The sequence below is a fragment of the Mammaliicoccus fleurettii genome (genome assembly GCF_002018435.1).
Lineage (GTDB): Bacteria > Bacillota > Bacilli > Staphylococcales > Staphylococcaceae > Mammaliicoccus > Mammaliicoccus fleurettii.
Genome location: NZ_MWJM01000003.1, coordinates 64,848 through 87,777, shown reverse-complemented (window position 1 = coordinate 87,777; position 22,930 = coordinate 64,848). Strand labels below are relative to the sequence as shown.

The following is a 22,930-nucleotide window of genomic DNA, read 5'->3' as shown; positions in this document are numbered from 1 at the left end:
CAATGTCTTTTAAGGCATTGGTTTGATTTTTTTATTATTTCTAAATAATTTTATTTGTACTTTCAGAAGTTTTAATTTATAATCTACGTTTCAAGAAAACTGTAGACAATCGATTTAGAGGAGTACTTTTCATGGCAAACGGTAAAGAAAGAGATCATTATTTTGACAACGCTAGGTTTTTCTTAATAGTACTAGTTGTATTTGGCCACTTAACAAGATCATATGTTAATGACAGTCATTTATTTAAAGCATTATATATGTTTATTTATAGTTTCCATATGCCCGCTTTTGTTCTAATATCAGGATTTTTCGCAAAAAGTGTTGGTAAACCTGGTTACATAAAAAAAGTTACCATTAAGCTATTGTTACCTTATCTGATATTCCAATTGTTTTATGGGTTATATTATTACTATATAGATAGAGATGATACTTTAAACATTAGTCCGTTTGACCCACAATGGGCTATGTGGTTCCTAGTCAGCTTATTTTCATGGCATGTTATTTTACATTTTGTACGAAACTTCAATCCATATATAACATTTGCAGTTGCTATATTAGTAGGTTTGATAGTTGGCTACTTTGATTTTATTAATGCAAAACTTAGTCTATCAAGAACATTTGTATTCTTCCCTATTTTCTTATTAGGTTATTATATCAATAAAGAACAGTCATTTATTTTAAGAAATAAAAAATACTTATGGCTTTCTACATTAAGTTTATTAGTTATTTTTATTGCTTATTTATTAACTGACTATAACTTTGAATGGTTATTCGGAAGTAAACCATATTCAGCACTCGAAGGCGATGTTGATGTTTACAGTGCATTGAAGAGATTATTTATTTACGTTGTTATCTTTGTTTCAACTTTAAGTTTTATGAATTTAATACCAGAACGAAAATTACCATTAACTTATATTGGTTCAAGAACAATGTTTATTTACTTACTTCATGGACTATTCGTTGGATTATTCCGTTCTAAAGATTGGGATAGAATGTTATTAGATCAACCGTATGTATGGGTAGCAATTGTGCTTATTACAATAACAATTGTGTACTTCTTCAGTAGTGATATAGTTAGACATTATGCTAATCCAGTTGTTAATTTAAAAAAACCACCTAAAAAAAATAAATAAGTAAAAGAGCAGAAATTCATTTTTAAAAATGAATTTCTGCTCTTTTTTCTTATAAAAATCACTTACACTTTCCTCAACTTGTGTGAATATAGATACCCTTGTTTACACTTCTCTCAACTTGTATGAATATACCTACCCTTGCTTACACTTCTCTCAACTTATGTAAATATGGCTACCCTTGCTTACACTTCTACTGACTTGTGTGAATATGGGGCTCCTAATGACTAAGAGGATAGGACAAATTAATTTGTCCTACCCTCTTTTATAGTTAAAACTATATTCAATTTTTACCTAAGTAATGATTCATATGAAATAGTTCCGATATATTTATCTTCTTGATTTAATAGATATGCTGGTATTTGAACATGTTTATGCGTTACGGGTGCTAGTTCGTGATTATTATTATATAAGTTTTCTAACACTTCATAACTCGCACTTAATAAATAAGTTAAATAATCAATCCACTCTTGAGTATAAGGTGTGTCTGATTGTATAAACAATATAGGATTTTCTTTTTTAGCTGTTGGTTGCATAAAATCTGAAACAAATTTTCTTTCATCAAGTGAGAGCTCTTCTTTTGATTTAAATTTAATATGAAATTGTGCATTTTTAATAAGGCGATTATCTTGTCCAAAGTAATATCGATGAAAATGTGGTAACTGAGCTTCTGCTCTACATATATGTATTGAATCTTCTTCAAACGATATCATCCATTGTTCATCATTATTTTGTATAAGTACAAAAGTTGGATGTGGTAACCATTCAAAAATATTTAATGAAAGTAATAACTTTAATCGTTGATTCATATTTGTTAAGTTCACCATATAAACATCCCCTATTATTGTAATGTTTCTCTTATTGTAATACGTTTTCAAAATTTTTGCTATATTCATTTATTTGTTCTCTTTTTATCGTTATAATAAAATTATCGTTTTGAAGAGGTGAAAAAAATGCAATTACCATTAAATAAATTTGCATCTCAACTTCAAGTATCTGGAATAAGAGCTATCTCCAACCGTATACCTGAAATTGATGATGTCATTAACTTAACAGTTGGTCAGCCTGATTTCAAAGTGCCAACAAGTGTTAAAGATGCAATGAAACAAGCTATTGATCGTAACTTTACGACTTATTCTCATAATGCCGGATTGTTAGAACTAAGGAAAGTCGTCCAATCTTATTATAAAAACCGATTCAGTTCAAATTTTAATACGAATGAAATATTAATTACTAATGGTGCTAGTGAAGCGCTTGATACTACGTTGAGAGGTATACTTGAACAAGGAGATGAAGTGTTAATTCCCTCACCTGTATACGCTGGCTATGTTCCATTAATTGAATTATTAGGAGCTAAACCTATATACATAGATACTACCCAAAGCGGTTTAAAAATAACACCTGAATTAGTAAAATCTCATATTACAGATAAAACTAAAGCCATTTTATTGAATTATCCAAACAATCCTACTGGTATTACGTTAAATCAATATGAAGTTGAATCACTGGTTAATGTGTTCAAAGATTATCCAATCTATGTAGTAAGTGATGAAATTTATGCTGAAAATACGTTTGGTCAACAACATACCTCATTTGCTTCATATGATGCTATTAAAGACCAGTGTATATTGTTAGGCGGATTAAGCAAATCTCACTCTATGACTGGTTTACGAATCGGATTTCTACTAGGACCTGAGTATGTGATGAAACAACTGACATTTGTGCATGCATATAACTGTATTTGTGCAAATGTACCGAGTCAATACGCTGCAATAGAAGCACTTACTAATGCTGTTGACTCACCTAAAGAAATGAACTCAGCATATATTGAACGTCGCGATTACATATATAAACGTTTAATTGATATGGGATTTATTCTGAACGAAAAGCCTCAAGGAGCTTTTTATATTTTTCCTAAAATTTCTCAATTTGGTATAAGTGATTATGAATTTTGTATGAAAGCACTTGAAGATTATCACGTTGCAATTGTGCCTGGTTCAGCTTTCACTCATATTGGTGAAGGATATATAAGAATTTCTTATGCATACAACATTAAAGCGCTTGAAGAAGGCTTAAATAGATTGGAAAGAATGATTCAAGAACTATTTTAAAGGGGATGAATTTCAATGAACTTTTTATGGCAAACATTTGAAACTCGAAGAAATTTATTAAAAAGCTTGGTTAAACATGATTCCATTACACATTCAGAAGGCGAAAGAACATTTCCATACTTTTTAAAAGAACAATATTTAAAACTCGATTATTTCAAAAATAATAATGAACAAGTGATTTTGCAACCGACTGGGGATGGTCGACATGCAGTACTTGCATATTATAAAGCACCAAAAACTAAAAAAGCGCTCATATGTATTAGTCATTTTGATACTGTTGGCATAGACGATTATAGTGAATATAAAAGTGAAGCATTTGATATGGATAATATAACAGATATTTTTCGTGAAGATGATAAATATTTATCTTCAAATGCTAAAGAAGATCTCAGTTCGGATAATTATTTGTTTGGCCGTGGCTCTATGGATATGAAACCTGGTCTAATGATACATATGTCTTTAATTGAAAAAGCAATACAAGAGTCATGGGACATCAATATTATCGTTGTTTCAGTTCCAGATGAAGAAGTTGAATCTTTAGGCATGCATAAAGCTGTTGAAAGAATCAATCAAATTAGAAAAGAAGATAATTTAGAAATAGCTTTACATTTAAACAGTGAGCCTACATTTTCACAAGCAGAACATGATGATAACCATTATGTTTATTCAGGCACAATAGGTAAAATTATGCCATCTGCACTTTGTTATGGTAAAGAAACACATGTAGGACAGCCTTTAAATGGCATCAGTTCAAATTATATACAAAGCTTTATCAATAGTAAGATGGAATATAGCAATCTTTTTAAAGAACATTATAAAAACGAAGTGACACCACTTCCAGTATCACTAATGAGTCGAGATATTAAAGACCATTATGATGTACAAACACCATTTCGAACAGTTGCTTTATATAATGTATTTTTATTTAATAGAAATGCAGAAGATGTCTTCACAATATTTAATGATGTAGTAAAAGATGCTGTATCAATTTGCGAAAAAACCTTTCAAGATAAATTAAAATCTGAAGGTTTCAATAAAAATATATCTATAAATGTTTTAAGCTATAAAGAATTAAAAGATTTAGCAATTAAAGAATTTGGTGAAGCACATATTAAATATGTAATAAAAGAAGTCATTGAGCAAATTCATGATGAAAGAGCGCAATCAATAGAAATTACTGACCGCTTCATGCATATGTTAAAAGGACTCGGCCCTAGTGTTATTACATTCTTTGCACCACCTTATTATCCAGCTGCACACTCATCAGAAGATCCATTCATAGATGAAATAGTAGAAACTGTTAGTGATCTTTCATTATCTAAATTTAATAGAGTTTCTAAAAGACAATATTTCTTTAATGGTATTAGTGATTTAAGCTATGCAAAATATCGACTAGATGATTTAGGCTTTGAAAGTTATATTAACCAAACACCCGTATTTAACGAATCTTACTTTATTCCATTTAACGATATTAAAGAGATAAGTGCGCCTGTTATTAATATCGGTCCAATTGGAAAAGATGCACATCAAGTTACTGAAAGAATCAATATGAAAAGTGCCTTTGAAGAAATACCAACCATAATCGAACAAGTTATTAAGAAGCATTTATTATAAAGATCAATAATAACAAAATAGAGGCAGTAGATGACTGGATTGAACATGCGCTTATATCAAGCTTTTTCAATCCTAGTCATCCTTGCCGGGGTGGGACTACGAAATCTTTTTTATAAAATAATTTGTTAATATTCGGTATTTTTTTGCGCTGACTCCTGCGGGAAAAGCATGATTCGAAGACTACAGGCTGAGAACATGCCCGCGGAAAGCATGCGCATAAAAAAATGCCGGCAAAGTCTAAGACTTTGTCGACACTCTATGGCATGGCAATTACGCCATGCCTTTTATCTATATTAAGGAAACTTAGGAAATTGATCGAAGTCTGGTTGACGTTTTTCTTTAAATGCGTCACGACCTTCTTTTGCTTCGTCTGAAGTATAATATAACAATGTTGCATCGCCAGCGAATTGTTGTAATCCTGCTAATCCATCTGTATCTGCATTCATTGCCGCTTTTAAGAAGCGTAATGCTGTTGGTGAGTGTTGCATCATTTCTTTACACCATTGCACTGTCTCGTCTTCTATTTTGTCTAATGGCACTACTGTATTAACAAGTCCCATATCAATTGCTTCTTTTGCATCATATTGACGACATAAGAACCAAATTTCACGAGCTTTTTTATGTCCAACGATTCTTGCTAAATAACCTGAACCATATCCAGCATCAAATGAACCTACTTTAGGACCAGTTTGTCCAAATCTTGCATTTTCAGCTGCGATTGTTAAGTCACATACGATATGCAATACGTGACCACCACCGATTGCATATCCTCTAACCATTGCTACTACTGGTTTAGGAATAACACGAATCAAGCGTTGTAAGTCTAATACGTTTAATCTAGGGATTTGATCTTCACCCACATAACCACCGTGTCCACGTACTGATTGGTCTCCACCTGAACAAAATGCTAAGTCGCCTTCACCTGTTAAGATAATAGATCCAACTCTTTGGTCATCTCTTGCTCTAGAAAATGCATCAATCATTTCTTGTACTGTTAATGGCGTAAATGCATTACGTACTTCTGGACGATTTATTGTGATTTTTGCGATACCTTCGAAAAATTCATATTTAATTTCTTTATATTCTTTTAAAGTTTCCCATTGTCTTGACATAATTTGCCTCCTAAAATAAATTCTATTATTATTGTATCAAACTTTTCTGGTTGTTCCACATGAATTGTGTGCCCAGCATCATTAACAATTTGAAATTTACTATTTTTAATACATTCGTGCATTCGTTTACCTATTTCTATAAACTTTTTATCTTTCTCACCTACTATAATACATGTAGGTAAATCAAGATCATTTAATTTATCCCAATAAGATCGTTGAGCACCTGTTCCATAATCAATTAAAGCTTTACTCAAACCACCGGGAGATTGAGAGAGTCTCATTTTCTTTATCCGATTTCTTTCTTTATGGGAAAGAATGGACTGACTTTCAAATAAGGATAATTGTGACCACTCTTCTACAAACTTTGTCATCCCGATATTTTGTATATATTCAGCTCTAGTTTTATCTACTTCTATTCGATTAAGCTTATCTTTATTATTTTCTATACCAGGGCTTGCACTTTCTAGAATAAGACCATTTAACCATTCAGGATATTGAATTGCAAAGCTTAATGCAACACGTCCACCCATTGAATATCCATGTAAATAGACCGTCTTTAATTCTAGATGTGCAATCAATTCTTTAATCTTATCTGCAATAAATCCCATAGACCATTGTTTATCATAACTTGATTTATCATCACCATGACCTGGTAAATCTATAGATATCACATTAATACCTTGTTTGATAATTGCATCTTCAACTAAATGAAAAGTTGTATGGTCACTAATAAATCCATGTAACAATAAAATTGTAGGTTTATCAATATCTAACTGCTTAACGTGGTGAGTTAACATATTGTATACCTTTCATCTTTTCAAATAGTTCTCTATGTGTTTCTGTATTTTCTTCTCTATTCGTTAAAATTTCATATAAATATGAACCAAATTGAGGTAAAGTTTGTCTTTTATACTCAGCCACATCTTCAAATTTTTCATATCCTAATTCATATAAATGAGCAACATGTTGAAAATCTAAATCCAAAGGCGTTCCAAATAATTTTTCAAAATGCTCTGGCGCTTCATCTTTCGGTGCTAAATAATTAAAGATGCCCCCACCATTATTATTCAAACATACGATGGTAATATCTAAATCATGCAACTTACTCATTATTAATCCGTTCATATCATGGAAGAACGAAATGTCTCCAATAACTAATGTTACTTTTTTATAAACAGACATCCCTAAAGCAGTTGATACAACACCGTCAATGCCATTAGCACCTCTATTAGCTGCAATTTCAGCTTTAGAATCTAAATTGAAAGTGTCTACATCTCTAACTGGCATACTATTACCAACAAAAACAGTATCTTTTGAAGACATTTTTTTCAATAAACTGCCTACAACAGCACCTTCGTCAGTTTCTTCTTGAATATACTTTTCTATTAATGCTCTAGCTTCTTTATCCATAGTGATCCATTTTTCTAACCAATTTTTATTTTGAGTTGGCGTCACATCTTGTGCCTGTCTAAAGAAGTCATTTGGACTTAACTCTACAGAAAGTGTTGGTACTTTTGGATAAGCATCTGGTGTAGCATTATTTTGTACGAGTATTTGTGGACATTTAACATCTTTTAACCAATTATTTAAATGTTTAGAAACAACTGGTTGTCCAACTCTTATAATAAATTGTGGCTCTATACTTAAACCACCTTTAAAAAGTGCATCATAAGTAGCAATAACATTTGGATGATTTAACTTTCTTAAATTACTCAATGGATCTGCCAAAATAGGTATATTATGAATGGCTGAATAAGTTAAAATTTGTGATAAATCTTGCCCTTGTGTATCTCCTACTACGACGATTCCACGTGGTTTCTCAATATATGTTTGTATATTTGAAAAATCAATTGATTTTTGGTATTTCGTTGCTATTTTTCTCTTAGAAGATAAATATCTTCTAAGTTTCACATTAGGAATAAGCGGTTCTCTAAATGGAAAATTAAAATGTACAGGACCTCTTTGTGGTCCTACGAAATGTTTTTCAGCTTTTATCATATTCATGTTTATTGCATTGATTGTACCTTCAGTTTCATCTGCAATAGGCATATCAAATTGAAACTTAGTGAAATTTTGGAACATATTAATTTGATTAATTGCTTGTGGTGCACCAACATTTCTAAGTTCATGTGGTCTATCACTCGTCACAACGACAAGTGGTAACCTACTTATAAATGCTTCTGAAACTGCAGGTGTATAATTTGAAGCTGCTGTACCTGAAGTACAAATTATCGCAACTGGTTTCTGACTTGCTTTGATTATACCTAATGCGAAGAAAGCAGCACTTCTTTCATCGGGATGTATCCACGTTTTAATATGAGGGTGTCTCTCACAAGCAATCGCAAGTGGCGTAGATCTTGACCCTGGACTAATTACGACATCATCAACACCATATTCGTATAATTTAGAAACAAATGTAAACACTTGTTTTGTTAAACTTTCAGTATGTGTACTCAAATCTACATCACTCCTAGCGCTTTTAACATTGGTTTGAATTTTAAATCTGTTTCTTCAAATTCTGAAATTGCATTCGAATCTTTAACGATGCCGCAACCAGAATATAATGTTGCTGCATTTCCTCTTACAAGCATTGAGCGAATTGAAACAACAAATTCCCCATTATTATCTAAATCAATATAACCTAAAGGTGCACCGTAGAAACCTCTAGTGCCAAATTCTTCATGCTCAATAAATTTAATAGCTTCTACCTTTGGAAATCCTCCAAGAGCAGGCGTAGGATGTAATTGATTTACGATTTCTAAAACATTTTCGGATAATAAATCTGCCTGTATCTTTGTATATAAATGATATAAATGTTTATTTGTTAAAATCGTTGGCTTTTTATCGTATTCCAATTGTTTAGTAAACGATTGAATATCATGAATAATACTATCCACAACATAACGATGTTCGAATTGATTTTTAGAATCATTTAAAAGTTCAGCTTTTAATTTGTTGTTTTCACTTTCATCTTCAGTTCTAATAATTGTTCCAGCTATTGCATTGGTATATAATTTGCCATTATCTATTTGACAAAGTTGTTCAGGTGTTTGTGATATGAATTGTGATTTACCAGATTCAAATAATAATAAATAGCTAGATTCATTGCTATCAAGAGATCTTTGCAAAGCATCTTCAACATTAACATCATCTTGAAATTCAATTTTTCTTCTTCGAGATAATACAACTTTTTGCAATGCAACTGACTCATTCATCAATGATACAACTTTTGTTACTAAATCTTTCCATTCTTCACTTTGAATGTCTTTATTTTCTACAACTGAAGGTTCTGATAATACTCCCGTTTGAGCTTTTGAATCGATAGCATTTAATATGCGTTCAATATTTTCTATATCAAATTTATTGTTATCGTCAGTATATGTTAAGTAACAACGACCATTTTCTTTTGTAATCAAAAATTTTGGTAAAACAAAATGACTCATTCCATAATCTTTCCACTCATTAGTTAAAGAATGCTCTGAAAATTGAAATCCTCCAAAGAATTTCAAATGATGTTTATCATCATGCATAATTACCGTATTTAACTGTTCTTTAATATTTTGCCAATACTCATAAATTTCATCGTGCTCTAAATGTGAGTATCTAGCTTCTAATAAATAGCCGATACCACACATTTCTAATTTGAAATCTTTTGACTTGTAATAAAAACGTTGTCCAATATAATTGATTTCTTCCCTTAATAAATGGATTAAATCTGGTTGATATTGAAGCTCAATTTCAACTGAAATATAATTTTTATTTCCATCGATTTCAGAAATCATTTTTTGCTTCAAATCGGTCCTCAAGGCCATTTCATTTCCACTTCTTTCCGAAAAATATCTATCTTCTTATTTTATCATTTTTTAACATAACATGCGTTAATATTGTACTTTATAAATAGAATATATATTAAAATATTACACAAATACAGTGATTGACCAATTGATGTCGAAAGCATATACTAATACTGTCAAAAATATTAATAAATAAGAGGTAAATAAATGTCACAAAATTTATCACAGCATTCAGGCATAAAAAAATATTATCATTTAATGAGGCCACATACGCTTACTGCTTCATTTGTACCAGTATTGCTAGGAACAGCGGCATCAAAGATATTTTTAACAGGTGCTGAAGCATCCATTAAAATTTCAGTAGTATTAGCTATGTTATTAGCAAGCATATTAATACAAGCAGCAACAAACATGTTTAATGAGTATTTCGACTATAAACGTGGCTTAGATGATCATACATCTGTTGGTATTGGTGGTGCTATTGTACGAAACGGTATGTCACCAAAATCCGTATATAACTTAGCCATAGCATTTTATATAATCGCAGTAATGTTAGGTATATATATTTGCATGCAAAGTACATGGTTATTAATACCAATCGGACTCGTTTGTATGGCTATTGGTTATTTCTATACTGGTGGACCTTATCCTATATCATGGACACCATTTGGAGAAATATTCGCCGGTTTCTTTATGGGATTCGTAATTGTAATGATCTCATTCTACATACAAACTGGTACATTAAGTTTTTATCCAGCATTATTAAGTATACCTGTATCTATCACAATCGGATTAATCAACTTAGCTAACAACATTAGAGACCGAGAAAAAGATAAACAAAGTGGTAGAAAAACGTATGCTATCTTAGTCGGAAAAAGAATTTCAATTATGACTATGGCTATTTTATACATTTTCTCATATGTGTTTGTTATTTACTTAGCATTATTCAAGCCTTATGGATCAATATTATGGTTATTAGTGCTTATTTCAGCACCATTCCCAATTAAAGCAGTACGTCGCTTTAATAAGAACGATACACCGCAAACAATGATGCCTGCGATGGCAGCAACAGGTAAAACAAACACAATATTTGGTTTATTATTAGCACTTGGTGTTTATATTAGTGGCATATTAGGCGGCTTATAATTATTTAAAAAACGATCTCGGACAAAAATACTAACTCAAAATAAATAAGCATATCACTAAACTGATTTTTTAAAGTTTACAGTGATATGCTTATTTTTTTATCTTACAATTTTGTTCGTGCATTTGCCAGAGGGTATGGTTCGAGCCTGTAGTCTCTCACGCATACTATTCCCTCAGGCGTCAGCACTTTACAAAATCGTTACTAATCTTTTTTTTATACAAAAATAAAGCATTTTCGTATAATTTAATTAATTATTTAAAAATCGGATAATATCTTTTTCTACTTTGTCCTTATCAGCACTACGTGTCATAAGATGCGTGGCTTTTTCATAAGAAGTAAGCAATTTATTATGCGTTCCTACTTCTCGATAAATATGTTCTGCACTCTTTTGATAAGTTATTTGATCTCGTTCACCATACATTATAGAAATTGGTATTTGAATAGATTTCAAATTTTTCATTGTATTCTCAATAAATTCCGTAAAAACATGTGCACCTTCATTATAACCATCAATTAAAGCAAGTTGTCTTTCACTTTCTTCAGTTTCTAAATTTTGAATTTGATTAATTCTTTTCCCATAACTGTATAGTCTTCGTTTTATATCGGCACTTGTACGATTATTAGGTACTGACATAACTAGACATTTTTTAATATCACACGTTTCAGCTAGTCTAAGAGACATTAATCCTCCTAAAGACACACCGAGAACATTTATATCTTTATAGCCCTCATCTACTAAAAATTGATAACTAACCTGAGCTTGTTGCCACCAATCATCTGTATTATATTTCATTAATGACTCGACACTTAAGCAATGTCCTTTATACGCTGGTATATAGCAAGTGTATCCAACTTCATTTAATGAGGTCGCCAATTCTTTTACATCTCGTACTGTTCCAGTAAAAGAATGTAATAACAATACAGCTTCACTTCCACCTTTTAAATACACATTACGCGCTTCTTTTAACTTCAACAACACAATCACTCCGCTACTTGTTTTCTATAATTTTTTCTCCATATAATAGTTCGTTGTTTCAAATCCCATTTTTTCATATAATGAATAAGCAATTTTATTGTGGCCAAACACATGTAACTTTATGCTTTCAATGTTATGACTTTTGCAATATTTATCTAAAGCTTGCATCGTTTCTTTCCCTAACCCTTTTCCTCTATGTATTTCTTCTATTTTTATATCATAAATAAAACTTTTCAATGTATTATCTTTTTCAAAAATATGTAACCATAAAATACCAACTTTTTCATTATCTGAATGTACATTGAAAATTTTATGACCTTCCGTATTCAAACCCTTTGGTAATAATTTTTCAAAATACGCTCTACCTTTACTGTCAGCTTCATCTTTATCCCATGTGCCATTCTTCACCTGTTCATCCGCATACTCTTTAAGAGAAATTTCGTAAAAATTTTTAAATTCATGCTCTTGCATTAACTTTAAATTAACACTCATAAAAATCCCCTTTTCAGTTTATATTTAGCTTCATTATACACATATAAAATCATTACACATACAAAAAAAGCCTGCAACCATAACGGTTACAGACTATATGACGGAGATGGAGGGATTCGAACCCTCGCGCCGCAGAACGACCTACACCCTTAGCAGGGGCGCCTCTTCAGCCAACTTGAGTACATCTCCATGGCTCCACAGGTAGGACTCGAACCTACGACCGATCGGTTAACAGCCGATAGCTCTACCACTGAGCTACTGTGGATTAATATGATTTAATCAAGCACAAGTACTATTATATCAACCATCACAATATTTTCAAGTGAAAACTTAAAAAAATTAACGGAACATTTACACTTTAGTGGCACTTGTTCCGTTAATGTTCACTTTGACTCTCTAATGATGATTTTTAAGATACATCTTTATAACATCCAACACACTATAACCATCTTGCGTCAAATCAATATTGGGTGTATTTAACTGTTTTATAAAAATATTATTTCTATGATTCTTATAATATAAACATGTACAGTTCAAATATTGATGATTAATTACATGAAAAGAAATTGGGAATACAAGTGACTGATCTTGCTCTAGAAATATTTTAGTTTTATTACCTTTGAATTTCGTGAAATGTTTAACATAGAGTAAATTAATCCATGTGTTGTCAGCAGATCTTTCGGAATGAGTACAGAAAAAATAAGTGGATGTTACAGGAGAAACTAAAATTGGAGGTTTACTAGTAATACTAGTTAGTCGTTTAGTGAATAATTTCCTTTCTTGAAAATGTTCTCCATAAAAGCGACAGGAATGATTCATAATTTCTTGAGGTCTCTGTTCGATAATAAAGGGTGATTTACCTGCTTCAGAAACCTCTGTATGAACAGTGTGTTCATTTACTTTAATACCCCTTATATACATTGTATTCTGTTTTATTACATACTTTTTCATCGCAAACTCCTCTCAGTGATAATTTTTTACTTTTATATCTATCTGAATTAAATATAATATATATTTAATTCTTAGTCAATATTTTTCTTATGAAATTCTATTGTTTTTCTATAAATTCTAACCTGTTACTAAAAGGATCATATAAATGTAGTCTTTTAGCACCAGGAAATCGATTATCTGTCTTAAAATCTATTTTTTCTTCTGTTAAGTGTTCAATTAAATCTTCGAGATTTTCAACATTAATTGCAGGGTGTGCCTTTTTAAGAGGTATAAAATCTTCTTCGATACCGATATGCAAATCAATATTGTTAATATTAAACCAAACTCCACCATTACCTTTTAAAGATTCCGGTTTTTCAACTTCATTAAATCCTAATTGATCTACATAAAACGCTCTCGCCTTTCCCTCTGATCCTTTTGGAGCAGACAACTGAACATGGTCCCACATTTTTAGCTTATACATATTAATATCTCCTTTTTATTCTCATGTTTAACTTTCAAAGTATTATTTTTACAATAAATCACACCCCACTAATGTGGCTATGAGCATAATAATTTGAAAATTATAAATACTAAATTATAATGTAATTATAAAGTTAGTTTATCAATAAATTCGTTAAAAAGAATTACTTTTTTAAAATTTCTGAATATTCATTGCATTTAGAAAATAAATACGCTATAATTTTAACAAATAAAGTCAAGGGGTTGTTTAAAATGAAACAATATTCTCAAGTTAAGCATCAGAGTTTAGAAACTTTCGTTAATAACTTAAATGATTTATCTGTAGAACTAGTTATAGATTCTGCTTTACGTGAAAATCGCAAACGAGAATTGATGGCTTTAATCGATGAAGCACTTTTGAATCGTAACAATACTTTATTTGAACAATATAGTGCAGAATTAATACAGTTGGAGGATTTACAATCGTGAGTTATCATTTAAAAATTAACACATAAAAGAGACGACTTTTGAAAACATTCAAAAATCGTCTCTTTTATTTTTTATAACATTAAGTTAATAATTTCTTCTTTATCTATATCTCCAAAGTAATGATATGCATCAATATCTTTTAATGCTTCTTTTATAGAAGACTTTTGATGTTGTACGCCTATTAAAGCTTCTTCAATATCATTTACATTTCCCACTCCAAAGAAGTCCCCAAAGATTGCTGCATGTTCTATTATACCTTTTTTGACATCTAATTTTATTTGAACTAAACCTCTATCAAATTTATGGCTTCTTTCAAAGTTGTATTTAGGGTTTTTCCCATAATTCCATTCCCATTTTTGATATTTATTTTTGCTCAATTCATTAATATTATCCCAGTCTTCATCAGTAAGATGGTACTCCTCTACTTCTTCACTACCTTGTTGTTTGAAAATTGAAGTTAGTATGCGTTGTTTAAATGTTTCAATATCCATTGGTTCTTCTAAAAATTCTTGAATATTAGCAACTCTTGATCTAATAGATTTAATACCTTTAGATTTAATTTTTGCTTCATTAACTCTTAAAGCATTTACAACTTCTTCAATTTCACTATTTAACATCAAAGTACCATGTGAGAACATTCTATCTTTTTGTTTTACCATTGCATTACCAGAAATTTTCTTTTCTCCGACTTGAATATCATTTCTACCTGATAATTCAGCATTAACACCCATTTCATTTAAAGCATCTACAATAGGTTGTGTAAATTTTGCGAAGTTATGGAAACTATCTTCATCATCTTTCGTAACGAAACTAAAATTCAAATTCCCTAAATCGTGGTAAACTGCCCCACCACCAGAAATTCTTCGTACAACTTTAATATTATTAGCTTCAACATACTCTTGATTTACCTCTTCAATAGTATTTTGATTTTTACCAACAATAATAGATGGTTGATTAATATAGAATAAAAAATAACTATCATCTTTAGGAAGAGAAGTAAGTACATATTCTTCCATTGCTAAATTGATCATTGGATCGTTTATTCCATTATTACTTACAAATTTCATTTATATTTCCTCCTTATTTTTCCCCTTGTTGCCTTACTTTAATATTACCATATGTTTAAATAATAATATGAATGATATGTTTGTGATAAAATAGATGTATATCTTATTATTACTTTATAATTGAACCGTTATTTAGTATAATATTTCATAGTATTATTTAGGAGGAATATCATGACAATCGCAGAAGTTGGAAATATCATAGAATTTCAAGATGGCTTAAGAGGTAGAGTTGAAAAGATTAATGAAAACTCAGTTATAGTAGACATAACAATCATGGATAACTTTGAAAGTTTAGAACTACCTGAAAAAACTGTAGTAAATCACAAGCGTTATACTATAATTTCTGAAGAGGGATAATAGTGAAAAAACAAATTAATCCTCAATTAATATGGTTCATATCGAGTTTTATTATTTTTCACTTTATTTTATTTTTAATGCAAGGTGAAAAAGAAGTATTCTGGTACTTATATACTGGCATTATGATGATTGCAGGCATTAGCTATGTCTTTTATCAACGCGAGATTAAGTCTAAACGATTATTACAATCAATAGGATATGGTTTAATTGGTGCAGTATTATTAGTTATACTTCAACTTTTATTATCCCAAATTTATAATGGTTTATCGTATGCATCATTATTAAAAGAATTAATGCACGCAGGCGTTTTTTATAAATGGCAAATGTTAGTAACAATTGTTATTGCGATACCTTGTCACGAGCTTTATATTAGAACGATATTACAAAATCAACTACAACTTAAATTGTCACGACCTATTGTTGCAATCGTTGTAAGTGCTTTTGCTTCTAGTTCACTATTTTTATATTTAGGTAATTTCGCTATATTCATTTTTATATTTTTAGCTCAATTAATATTATCTACTTTATATTTCTACACTAAAAGAATCGTAACTTCATATATCGCTCAAGTAGCAGCAATAATTATACTTGTAATAATATTTAGTTAAAAAATCCAAACACAGCCGTGTTTGGATTCAGAGTGTCGACAAAGTCTTAGACTTTGCCGGCATTTTTTTATGCGCATGCTTTCCGCGGGCATGTTCTCAGCCTGTAGTCTTCGAATCATGCTTTTCCCGCAGGAGTCAGCGCAAAAAAATACCAAATATTAATAATTTTTATATTTATTTACTTACTTTGTTTATTTTTTTGTCGGTTAACGATTAAGAAATATTCAACTAGCTCTTTCGAACTCGATATGTCTTATTATTCAATTTCAAAATCATGTTCTAGCTCGAATTTACCTTTAGTTTCCCCTATTTCTTCTACCATATATTCAATCACAGTTTTTTTAGATCTTTCATATGTTGATTCTGAAATAATCTTATTAACATGTCTAAATAAGTAATCTGTCATAATTACATTAAAACTGTCTTCTAGATTTATATTATAAAGTTCAACTCTATTTCCTACAGGTTTGTTTAAGTCAATTTTATACTTGAAACCTTTCCAAACTGTCATTAATGTTGGCTCTAAAATTTCTTCGTTATACTTTATTGTTCCTTCTTCTTTGTACATTGCTGTTGCTGTTCTTTCTAATATACGTTTAATTTCAATACCAGTCAGTTTTATTTTGACTGGTTTATCTGTATGAACATAAGATTTATATATATCTTTTACTTTGAGTTCTCCTCTTAAACCATTACCTAATGGGTTTCCAATATGTGCACAAATAAAGTCTATTTCTGTAAATGCTTTACTCATACTATTTTGAATTAACTCAATAAATTTATGTGGCTTAATATATAGGTCAGTTAATTGCTTATAATCTAGTACTACAGGCATATCCGTTACATCTTGTTCCGACCAATGTTGTACTGCTTTTTGGTCGAAATAAGTTAACTCTAGTAAATCCCTATCTTCTGGATAACTAGAAAGTTCAACATGTTTAATTGATGTATCAATAATTTCAACTGAATTAGTTCTTTTTCTAAATTGAATCGACATATCTACAATATTAGTCGCATCTTTACCTGGTTGTATAAATTGAGTTTCTGCAACTTTTAAATCCACGACATGTTCTTGGTGACCTGTAATAATGACGTTAACGCCTTCTGTACTTTTAATCATGTTTTCAGCGTTATTACTATAATATGATCTATAATTATTTTTATCTGTGTAAGTGTTTAGCCCACCATGATATAACATAATTAAAAAGTCAGGACTTTCTTTTTCGTGCAAATATCTTACCCAACGTTTTGCTGATGCCATTGATTCTCCAACAATAACTTCATCTTCGAATTCTATATTTTTATTTTCCATTAAGCCACTTGAAGTAAACCCAATTATACCAATTTTAATACCATCAACGTATTTGATTGTGTAAGGTGTCGTAAAATAAGGTTCTTTTGTTTTATTATGTTCTATATTAGCTGCAAGCCATGGAAATCTACTTAGGGCAATAGACTTATTTAAGAAGTCTAAGCCGAAATTAAATTCATCAGGGCTAACACCACTTGCATCAAATTGCATTTCATTCATAATTTTAATCATTGGGTTTCTTTTGTATGGTGCAATTTGTGCATAATAAAAAGCAAACATTGAACCCGACAACATTCCACCATTATCCAATAATAATACACGATGGTTTGCTTTACGTTTATGTTTTACGTAAGTAGCCATCTTTAATATATTTCCACTTATACCACTTCTACTTATTCGACCATGTAAGTCAGAAGTAGCTAATAAATCAATCGTAATGATTTCATTCGTATTCAATGCTATTCCCCCTCTTTCTTTTATATTTTACCATTTTTAAAAAATGATATGTCTTTTTAAACTAATTTGAATAATGATAATGTAATTTTATTTTATGTTGGCAATATTAGTTAATCATAATATACTCAATTAAGAGTATATATACATAGGAGAATATTATGAAACCTTTTAATAAAATTATCATACTAAATATTGTTTTTGCACTTATCGTTTCTATATTAATTGGTGCACTCATTAGTAAAAACTATAATAATAGAATTAATCAAAGATTTGATACTACTAAAGAAATTATTAACTTAAAAATCGATACATTCATAAGCGAATCAAACAGTATTTCTGAATCTTTAACGACGATATTATCTAATAGTAACGATGAAAAATTTATTAATCAATTTTTAAAAGATAATCATACTAGATATACTTGGATAGATCATATTTATATTTTGAATAATAAAAATCAAATCGTCTATGACTCTAAAGGACCAAACTATACTTCAATAGAAGACTTTAATCAATATAAGTATCACTTCCCATTTACTCAAAAATCCACATTAAGTAGCAAAAAGAGATCACTAGATAGACCTAAAACATTATTACTTACAAATCGATTAAAGATTAAAAATCAAGACTATACTGTTGCTGCAGAAATAAATATGAATTCATTTAAAAATGAAATAAAGTTAATTGCTAAGAGATTCCAAATACAAGTACAAGGTATAGATGGTACTCAAATTTATCAAGTCGGCAAATCACATAAACATACAAAAACAATCACTTATTTTTACAATAACTTACCTGTCACAATTAGCATTACTGGACAATATAGTGTTATAACGCGCGTAATTTTACCAAGTATATTTATTTTCTTAGTTATTTTCTTAATATTAACGATTTTAACTTTAATATTTAAAAGTCGTTCCGATAGATTAGAACATGAAAAGTTAATCGAACAAGCAAATAATGAAAAATTGCGACTAATAGGAACATTGGCTGCAAATACCGCGCATGAAATAAAAAATCCTTTAACGAGTATTAATGGATTTATAGAACTCACTAGAATGAAATATGATCAAAACCAGCAAGATAACCATTTTAATATTATTACAGAAGAATTAGATAGAATTAATAACATCGTTACACAATTCTTATATTTAGGTAAACCAACAAACTTAGCTTACACAAATGTTAATATTAGCCAGACAATCAAAGATATAGAGCAATTTTCAAAGTATGAATTAGAACAAAACAACATAAATATTTCTTTATCATTACCAGAAGAACCCATTTATGCCTTTTTATCTGAAGACCAATTAAAACAAATACTGATCAATTTAATTCAAAATTCTAAAGACGCATTAACTGACGTACATAATGCTTCAATAGAAATTCAACTATTAAAGACAAATACAAAACAAATAAAATTAGTATTTAAAGATAATGGAAAAGGTATGTCAAAAGAAGTTCAACAAAAAGTATTTGACCCCTTCTTTACTACAAAAGATTCAGGCAGTGGACTAGGACTTTATTTAAGTAAAAAATTAATTGAAGATTGGGATGGCACAATAAGCGTGGCTAACAATACTGAAGGCACAACTTTTATTATTATGATACCTGTAGTTAAGCATATTTAATATATAAATAAAAAACTGGGACAAGTTAATTGTCCCAGTTTTTTTAACCTATTTGAATTCGTTCTTTTGGATAGTGGAATTTATCAGGCGTTGATTTACCACCTAACATAACTACGAAACATAGTAGCCCAACACGTCCAATGAACATAAGTATCATAATCACTATTTTCGAACCTAATTGTAAATTATCGGTTATCCCCATTGATAACCCACATGTACCAAATGCTGACATTGTTTCAAAAAATATTGAAAGTAAATCATGTCTACCGTCTTCAAATCGTACTACAGATAACACACCAACAAATGTGATAGCTAAAGCCAATGATATAACGGCAAACGACCTTTGTATATCTAAAGGATGTATCTCTCTATTAAATGCTTTTATCGTCGTACGACCATTACTAAAATTGACTAAATAAAGAACAAGTATTGCAAATGTTGTTGTTCTTATACCTCCACCTACTGAGCTTGGTGATGAACCAATGAACATCAATCCACCTAGAAAGAAATTCGTTGCTTCAGTAAACTGTCCAAGATCTATTGTAGATAATCCTGCGCTTCGTGTTGATGAAGACTGGAACATAGCATAAAAGATACCTTTATGCCACGAAATGTCTTTAAATGAGTTTGAAAACTCAAATAAATATATTACAACTGTTCCTAATAAGAACAAGAACAAATAAGTCGCACTTGCAATTTTAGTAAATAATGAAAATCTAAAGTTCGGATGCGTATTTCGCATATAAGTTTTTACTTCAATCAATACTGGAAATCCTATTGCACCTAACATGATAAGTAACATTATAATCGTTTGGACGAAATAATCATTTGCATATGGTGCTAGCGATTCCCCGGTGATATCTAAACCACCATTCGTTGTAGCAGATACAGATGCAAAAATGCCATGATGTATCGCATCTTTAACAGAGCCGATATCTTTATAAAAATAAAAAGATAATAATATCGCTCCAATTACTTCTATCATTAATATAGTTCTAACAATATCTAATATTAATTTAACTACGCCATTCATAGCATTTGAATTACTATCTAGCATAATGAGTTGTCGCTCTCTTAAACCAATATGCTTTCCTAGTATTACCCAAAGTAAAGTACCAATCGCCATGACACCTATACCGCCAATATTAAGTATAATTAATATTATTGCCTGTCCAAACATTGTAAATGTATCTTCAATTATAACGGGTGTAAGTCCAGTCACACTTACGCCAGATACCGCTACAAATAGCGTATCGACAGGTGCAATTTTCACATCAGGTTTAACAACATAAGGTAAATTCAATAATAAAAAGGCGACAATGATTGCGCCCAAATAATATAATACAATACCTTGTTGTGGAGTCATTTTTTGAAAAAAGTATTTTATAATGGACACAAATTGTCACCTCTATTTATTTCAATGTTAATGTTTTAGTAGTTTCTTTACCATCTCTAATAAGTTTCAAATCAACTTTTTCACCTATTTTATGATTATTATATAATTCTTTCCTAAATTCAAGATTATTTTCAATTTTTGTATCATCAATGCCTACAATTACATCATTAAACTTAATTCCAGCTTTATCAGCATTACCATCTTTAGTAACACCCGTTATTGCCATACCTGATTTATATTTATCAGGTAAAGTTATTTGAGATTTTTCGTTAGAGCTTAATTTAGTATAATTTTGAGCCATTATACCTAGTTCAGGACGTTTAATTTCACCGTCTTTTTCTAAAGTATTAATGTAATCAGTTGCTTCGTTTGATGGAATAGCAAATGCCATACCTTCTACATTTGGCATATCAATCTTCAATGATACTATACCAATAAGATTACCTTGTGAATCTAATATTGGTCCACCAGAATTACCTGGATTGACTGCAGCATCTGTTTGAATTGCTTTAATTTCCCAATCATACTCGTCATCCCCATTAAAATCAACAGGAACTTTTCTATTTAAGCCAGAAACTACGCCAGTAGAAATACTATTTTGGAATTCTGCACCTAGAGGACTACCAATCACGATTGCTGTTTCACCTAATATTAAATTATCCGAGTCTTCAAATTTAATAGATTTGAATTTATCATCTTTTTCAATAGGCACACTTAACACTGCTATATCTGACCATTGATCAGTACCTAAAACTTTACCATCATATTTCTTACCGTTTGCAGTTGTGATAATCGGTTTTTTATCGCTTGAAACAACATGTGCGTTTGTTACTATGTATGCTTTATTATCATCAACTTTATAAACGACGCCAGAACCGACGCCGCTATTTTCTTCTTTTTCTTTTTGTGAAGATTCAGTCTTGCTAGATATATCAGAATCTTCATGAGAAACACCAACTACTGAATGCTTAGATTTTTCTACTGCTTCCATTACATTTGTAATAGGTTTTTGGAATCCTTTTTGAGATTGTTGTTCTTCAATAGTCTTTCTACTTTCATTTGGAGGGTTCACATTTTGGAAGATACTCCAAACTAAAATAAAGATTAGTATAATGGCTAAAATAATCGCAATTATTGGCCAATGTTTTTCAATTTTAGATAAAATAGTATTCAAAATATTATTTTTATTTTGAGATTTTTCTTCAACCTTTTCATCATGTATTGCACCAAGTTGCTTATTAGTTTCAAAATCATTGTCTTTAGCAACATGTTTTTTATCTTTATTATGACTTTCATTTCTCACTTTTTTATAATTTATTTCTTGAATATCTTCTTCATTATCTACATCAACTTTGTCATTATCTAATTCACTTTTATTATCAGCTTTTATATCTTCTTCCGTATGATCTTGTTGTGTAGCAGCTAATCTATCATCATCTAAATCAATCGTTGGGTGTGATTTAGATTCTTCTTTTTGCTTTTTAATTTCTTCTTTAGTTAATTTTTCAATACGAGCTTTTTGCATATTTTCTTTAACACGCAATTCATTTTTCTTCTGTAACTCTAACTCGTTTGCTCTTTTTATCTCATTCTCTTTTCTCTCTTGTTCAATTCTTTTCTCACGTTCTTCATTATGAAAAAATTCACGTCGTTGTCTCTTATATTCATTTCTAGGAATGACATGTTTTTTTCGTGACATTTATTGCCCTCCTCAATCTAAACACTTAATGTATCTATTATGCCATATAATATTAAAATTATTAACACAAAACCATTGTATTTCTCTACATTATACACCTATTTTTACATATATTTACTAAATAGCTAAATAACTTGAAAACTAAAG

21 protein-coding genes and 2 tRNA genes are annotated in these 22,930 nt (G+C 30.3%); 8 read left to right on the top strand and 15 right to left on the bottom strand.

Features of this window, described 5'->3' with window-relative positions; genetic code table 11:
- Positions 1 to 131: 131 nt before the first annotated feature.
- Positions 132 to 1,133, top strand: a complete 1,002-nt coding sequence (locus B2G86_RS03380; RefSeq protein ID WP_078356730.1) for an acyltransferase family protein — start codon at positions 132 to 134, stop codon at positions 1,131 to 1,133.
- A gap of 287 nt (positions 1,134 to 1,420) precedes the next feature.
- On the opposite strand, the gene B2G86_RS03375 is transcribed toward B2G86_RS03380, so the two are convergent.
- Positions 1,421 to 1,957 carry a hypothetical protein gene (locus B2G86_RS03375; protein WP_078356729.1) on the bottom strand — a complete coding sequence of 179 codons (537 nt, stop codon included), beginning with the start codon at positions 1,955 to 1,957 and terminating at the stop codon, positions 1,421 to 1,423.
- A gap of 126 nt (positions 1,958 to 2,083) precedes the next feature.
- Here B2G86_RS03375 and B2G86_RS03370 point away from each other — a divergent pair, with 126 nt between their 5' ends.
- Both B2G86_RS03370 and B2G86_RS03365 read left to right on the top strand, forming a co-directional pair.
- Entirely contained in the window at positions 2,084 to 3,241 is a 1,158-nt protein-coding gene (locus tag B2G86_RS03370) for an aminotransferase class I/II-fold pyridoxal phosphate-dependent enzyme (protein ID WP_078356728.1), read from the top strand.
- Between the two features lie 15 nt (positions 3,242 to 3,256).
- Complete coding sequence (locus B2G86_RS03365; protein ID WP_078356727.1) at positions 3,257 to 4,855, top strand: M20/M25/M40 family metallo-hydrolase; 1,599 nt, start codon at positions 3,257 to 3,259, stop codon at positions 4,853 to 4,855.
- Positions 4,856 to 5,148: 293 nt separating this feature from the next.
- Here B2G86_RS03365 and menB read toward each other — a convergent pair whose 3' ends face one another.
- The 4 genes from menB to B2G86_RS03345 are packed head-to-tail and all read right to left on the bottom strand — an operon-like array spanning position 5,149 to position 9,779.
- On the bottom strand, positions 5,149 to 5,970 hold the full coding sequence (gene menB / locus B2G86_RS03360) for a 1,4-dihydroxy-2-naphthoyl-CoA synthase (protein WP_174221881.1): 822 nt from the start codon (positions 5,968 to 5,970) through the stop codon (positions 5,149 to 5,151).
- A complete protein-coding gene (gene menH, locus B2G86_RS03355; protein ID WP_078356725.1) occupies positions 5,943 to 6,764 on the bottom strand; it encodes a 2-succinyl-6-hydroxy-2,4-cyclohexadiene-1-carboxylate synthase in 822 nt (273 codons plus the stop codon). Before menH ends, menB begins: the two co-directional genes overlap by 28 nt.
- Entirely contained in the window at positions 6,745 to 8,424 is a 1,680-nt protein-coding gene (menD, locus tag B2G86_RS03350) for a 2-succinyl-5-enolpyruvyl-6-hydroxy-3-cyclohexene-1-carboxylic-acid synthase (RefSeq protein ID WP_078356724.1), read from the bottom strand. Before menD ends, menH begins: the two co-directional genes overlap by 20 nt.
- 2 nt (positions 8,425 to 8,426) lie before the next feature.
- A complete protein-coding gene (locus B2G86_RS03345) occupies positions 8,427 to 9,779 on the bottom strand; it encodes an isochorismate synthase (RefSeq protein WP_078356723.1) in 1,353 nt (450 codons plus the stop codon).
- 189 nt (positions 9,780 to 9,968) lie between these two features.
- Between B2G86_RS03345 and B2G86_RS03340 the strand changes: the two genes are divergently transcribed.
- Positions 9,969 to 10,907, top strand: a complete 939-nt coding sequence (locus B2G86_RS03340) for a 1,4-dihydroxy-2-naphthoate polyprenyltransferase (RefSeq protein ID WP_078356722.1) — start codon at positions 9,969 to 9,971, stop codon at positions 10,905 to 10,907.
- Between the two features lie 248 nt (positions 10,908 to 11,155).
- Here the strand turns inward: B2G86_RS03340 and B2G86_RS03335 are convergent, their stop codons facing one another.
- From B2G86_RS03335 to B2G86_RS03310, 6 genes are all read right to left on the bottom strand, one after another.
- Complete coding sequence (locus B2G86_RS03335) at positions 11,156 to 11,884, bottom strand: alpha/beta hydrolase (RefSeq protein WP_078356721.1); 729 nt, start codon at positions 11,882 to 11,884, stop codon at positions 11,156 to 11,158.
- A 24-nt stretch (positions 11,885 to 11,908) separates the two neighbouring features.
- Positions 11,909 to 12,376 carry a GNAT family N-acetyltransferase gene (locus B2G86_RS03330; RefSeq protein ID WP_078356720.1) on the bottom strand — a complete coding sequence of 156 codons (468 nt, stop codon included), beginning with the start codon at positions 12,374 to 12,376 and terminating at the stop codon, positions 11,909 to 11,911.
- A gap of 101 nt (positions 12,377 to 12,477) precedes the next feature.
- Positions 12,478 to 12,565 (bottom strand) — tRNA-Ser (locus B2G86_RS03325).
- A gap of 1 nt (position 12,566) precedes the next feature.
- A tRNA-Asn gene (locus B2G86_RS03320) sits at positions 12,567 to 12,641 on the bottom strand.
- Positions 12,642 to 12,772: 131 nt separating this feature from the next.
- On the bottom strand, positions 12,773 to 13,327 hold the full coding sequence (locus B2G86_RS03315) for a competence protein ComK (protein ID WP_078356719.1): 555 nt from the start codon (positions 13,325 to 13,327) through the stop codon (positions 12,773 to 12,775).
- Between the two features lie 97 nt (positions 13,328 to 13,424).
- Complete coding sequence (locus tag B2G86_RS03310; protein ID WP_078356718.1) at positions 13,425 to 13,790, bottom strand: VOC family protein; 366 nt, start codon at positions 13,788 to 13,790, stop codon at positions 13,425 to 13,427.
- Between the two features lie 251 nt (positions 13,791 to 14,041).
- Here B2G86_RS03310 and B2G86_RS03305 point away from each other — a divergent pair, with 251 nt between their 5' ends.
- Complete coding sequence (locus B2G86_RS03305) at positions 14,042 to 14,257, top strand: IDEAL domain-containing protein (RefSeq protein ID WP_078356717.1); 216 nt, start codon at positions 14,042 to 14,044, stop codon at positions 14,255 to 14,257.
- A gap of 71 nt (positions 14,258 to 14,328) precedes the next feature.
- Here B2G86_RS03305 and B2G86_RS03300 read toward each other — a convergent pair whose 3' ends face one another.
- Complete coding sequence (locus tag B2G86_RS03300) at positions 14,329 to 15,324, bottom strand: lipoate--protein ligase (protein ID WP_078356716.1); 996 nt, start codon at positions 15,322 to 15,324, stop codon at positions 14,329 to 14,331.
- Between the two features lie 171 nt (positions 15,325 to 15,495).
- Between B2G86_RS03300 and B2G86_RS03295 the strand changes: the two genes are divergently transcribed.
- Positions 15,496 to 15,681: a YkvS family protein gene (locus B2G86_RS03295; protein ID WP_025905642.1), complete on the top strand. Its 186-nt coding sequence runs from the start codon at positions 15,496 to 15,498 to the stop codon at positions 15,679 to 15,681.
- A 2-nt stretch (positions 15,682 to 15,683) separates the two neighbouring features.
- Positions 15,684 to 16,289 carry a CPBP family glutamic-type intramembrane protease gene (locus tag B2G86_RS03290; protein ID WP_078356715.1) on the top strand — a complete coding sequence of 202 codons (606 nt, stop codon included), beginning with the start codon at positions 15,684 to 15,686 and terminating at the stop codon, positions 16,287 to 16,289.
- Positions 16,290 to 16,545: 256 nt separating this feature from the next.
- Here B2G86_RS03290 and B2G86_RS03285 read toward each other — a convergent pair whose 3' ends face one another.
- Positions 16,546 to 18,057, bottom strand: coding sequence for a bifunctional metallophosphatase/5'-nucleotidase (locus tag B2G86_RS03285; protein WP_078356714.1), 1,512 nt, complete (start codon positions 18,055 to 18,057; stop codon positions 16,546 to 16,548).
- A 158-nt stretch (positions 18,058 to 18,215) separates the two neighbouring features.
- Here B2G86_RS03285 and B2G86_RS03280 point away from each other — a divergent pair, with 158 nt between their 5' ends.
- Positions 18,216 to 19,688 (top strand): ATP-binding protein, encoded by a 1,473-nt coding sequence (locus B2G86_RS03280; protein WP_078356713.1) that lies wholly within the window; start codon positions 18,216 to 18,218, stop codon positions 19,686 to 19,688.
- A gap of 43 nt (positions 19,689 to 19,731) precedes the next feature.
- Here B2G86_RS03280 and B2G86_RS03275 read toward each other — a convergent pair whose 3' ends face one another.
- Positions 19,732 to 21,084: a TrkH family potassium uptake protein gene (locus B2G86_RS03275; RefSeq protein ID WP_078356712.1), complete on the bottom strand. Its 1,353-nt coding sequence runs from the start codon at positions 21,082 to 21,084 to the stop codon at positions 19,732 to 19,734.
- A gap of 16 nt (positions 21,085 to 21,100) precedes the next feature.
- The gene (locus tag B2G86_RS03270; protein WP_078356711.1) at positions 21,101 to 22,783 is read right to left on the bottom strand and encodes a S1C family serine protease; all 1,683 of its coding nucleotides are present in this window, start codon (positions 22,781 to 22,783) and stop codon (positions 21,101 to 21,103) included.
- Positions 22,784 to 22,930 lie beyond the last annotated feature (147 nt).

Coding starts and splice junctions, on each gene's coding strand:
- B2G86_RS03380 (WP_078356730.1), top strand. CDS start 132: ATGGCAAACGGTAAAGAAAGAGATCATTATTTTGACAACGCTAGGTTT.
- B2G86_RS03375 (WP_078356729.1), bottom strand. CDS start 1,957: ATGGTGAACTTAACAAATATGAATCAACGATTAAAGTTATTACTTTCA.
- B2G86_RS03370 (WP_078356728.1), top strand. CDS start 2,084: ATGCAATTACCATTAAATAAATTTGCATCTCAACTTCAAGTATCTGGA.
- B2G86_RS03365 (WP_078356727.1), top strand. CDS start 3,257: ATGAACTTTTTATGGCAAACATTTGAAACTCGAAGAAATTTATTAAAA.
- menH (WP_078356725.1), bottom strand. CDS start 6,764: ATGTTAACTCACCACGTTAAGCAGTTAGATATTGATAAACCTACAATT.
- B2G86_RS03345 (WP_078356723.1), bottom strand. CDS start 9,779: ATGGCCTTGAGGACCGATTTGAAGCAAAAAATGATTTCTGAAATCGAT.
- B2G86_RS03340 (WP_078356722.1), top strand. CDS start 9,969: ATGTCACAAAATTTATCACAGCATTCAGGCATAAAAAAATATTATCAT.
- B2G86_RS03330 (WP_078356720.1), bottom strand. CDS start 12,376: ATGAGTGTTAATTTAAAGTTAATGCAAGAGCATGAATTTAAAAATTTT.
- B2G86_RS03315 (WP_078356719.1), bottom strand. CDS start 13,327: ATGAAAAAGTATGTAATAAAACAGAATACAATGTATATAAGGGGTATT.
- B2G86_RS03310 (WP_078356718.1), bottom strand. CDS start 13,790: ATGTATAAGCTAAAAATGTGGGACCATGTTCAGTTGTCTGCTCCAAAA.
- B2G86_RS03305 (WP_078356717.1), top strand. CDS start 14,042: ATGAAACAATATTCTCAAGTTAAGCATCAGAGTTTAGAAACTTTCGTT.
- B2G86_RS03300 (WP_078356716.1), bottom strand. CDS start 15,324: ATGAAATTTGTAAGTAATAATGGAATAAACGATCCAATGATCAATTTA.
- B2G86_RS03295 (WP_025905642.1), top strand. CDS start 15,496: ATGACAATCGCAGAAGTTGGAAATATCATAGAATTTCAAGATGGCTTA.
- B2G86_RS03280 (WP_078356713.1), top strand. CDS start 18,216: ATGAAACCTTTTAATAAAATTATCATACTAAATATTGTTTTTGCACTT.
- B2G86_RS03270 (WP_078356711.1), bottom strand. CDS start 22,783: ATGTCACGAAAAAAACATGTCATTCCTAGAAATGAATATAAGAGACAA.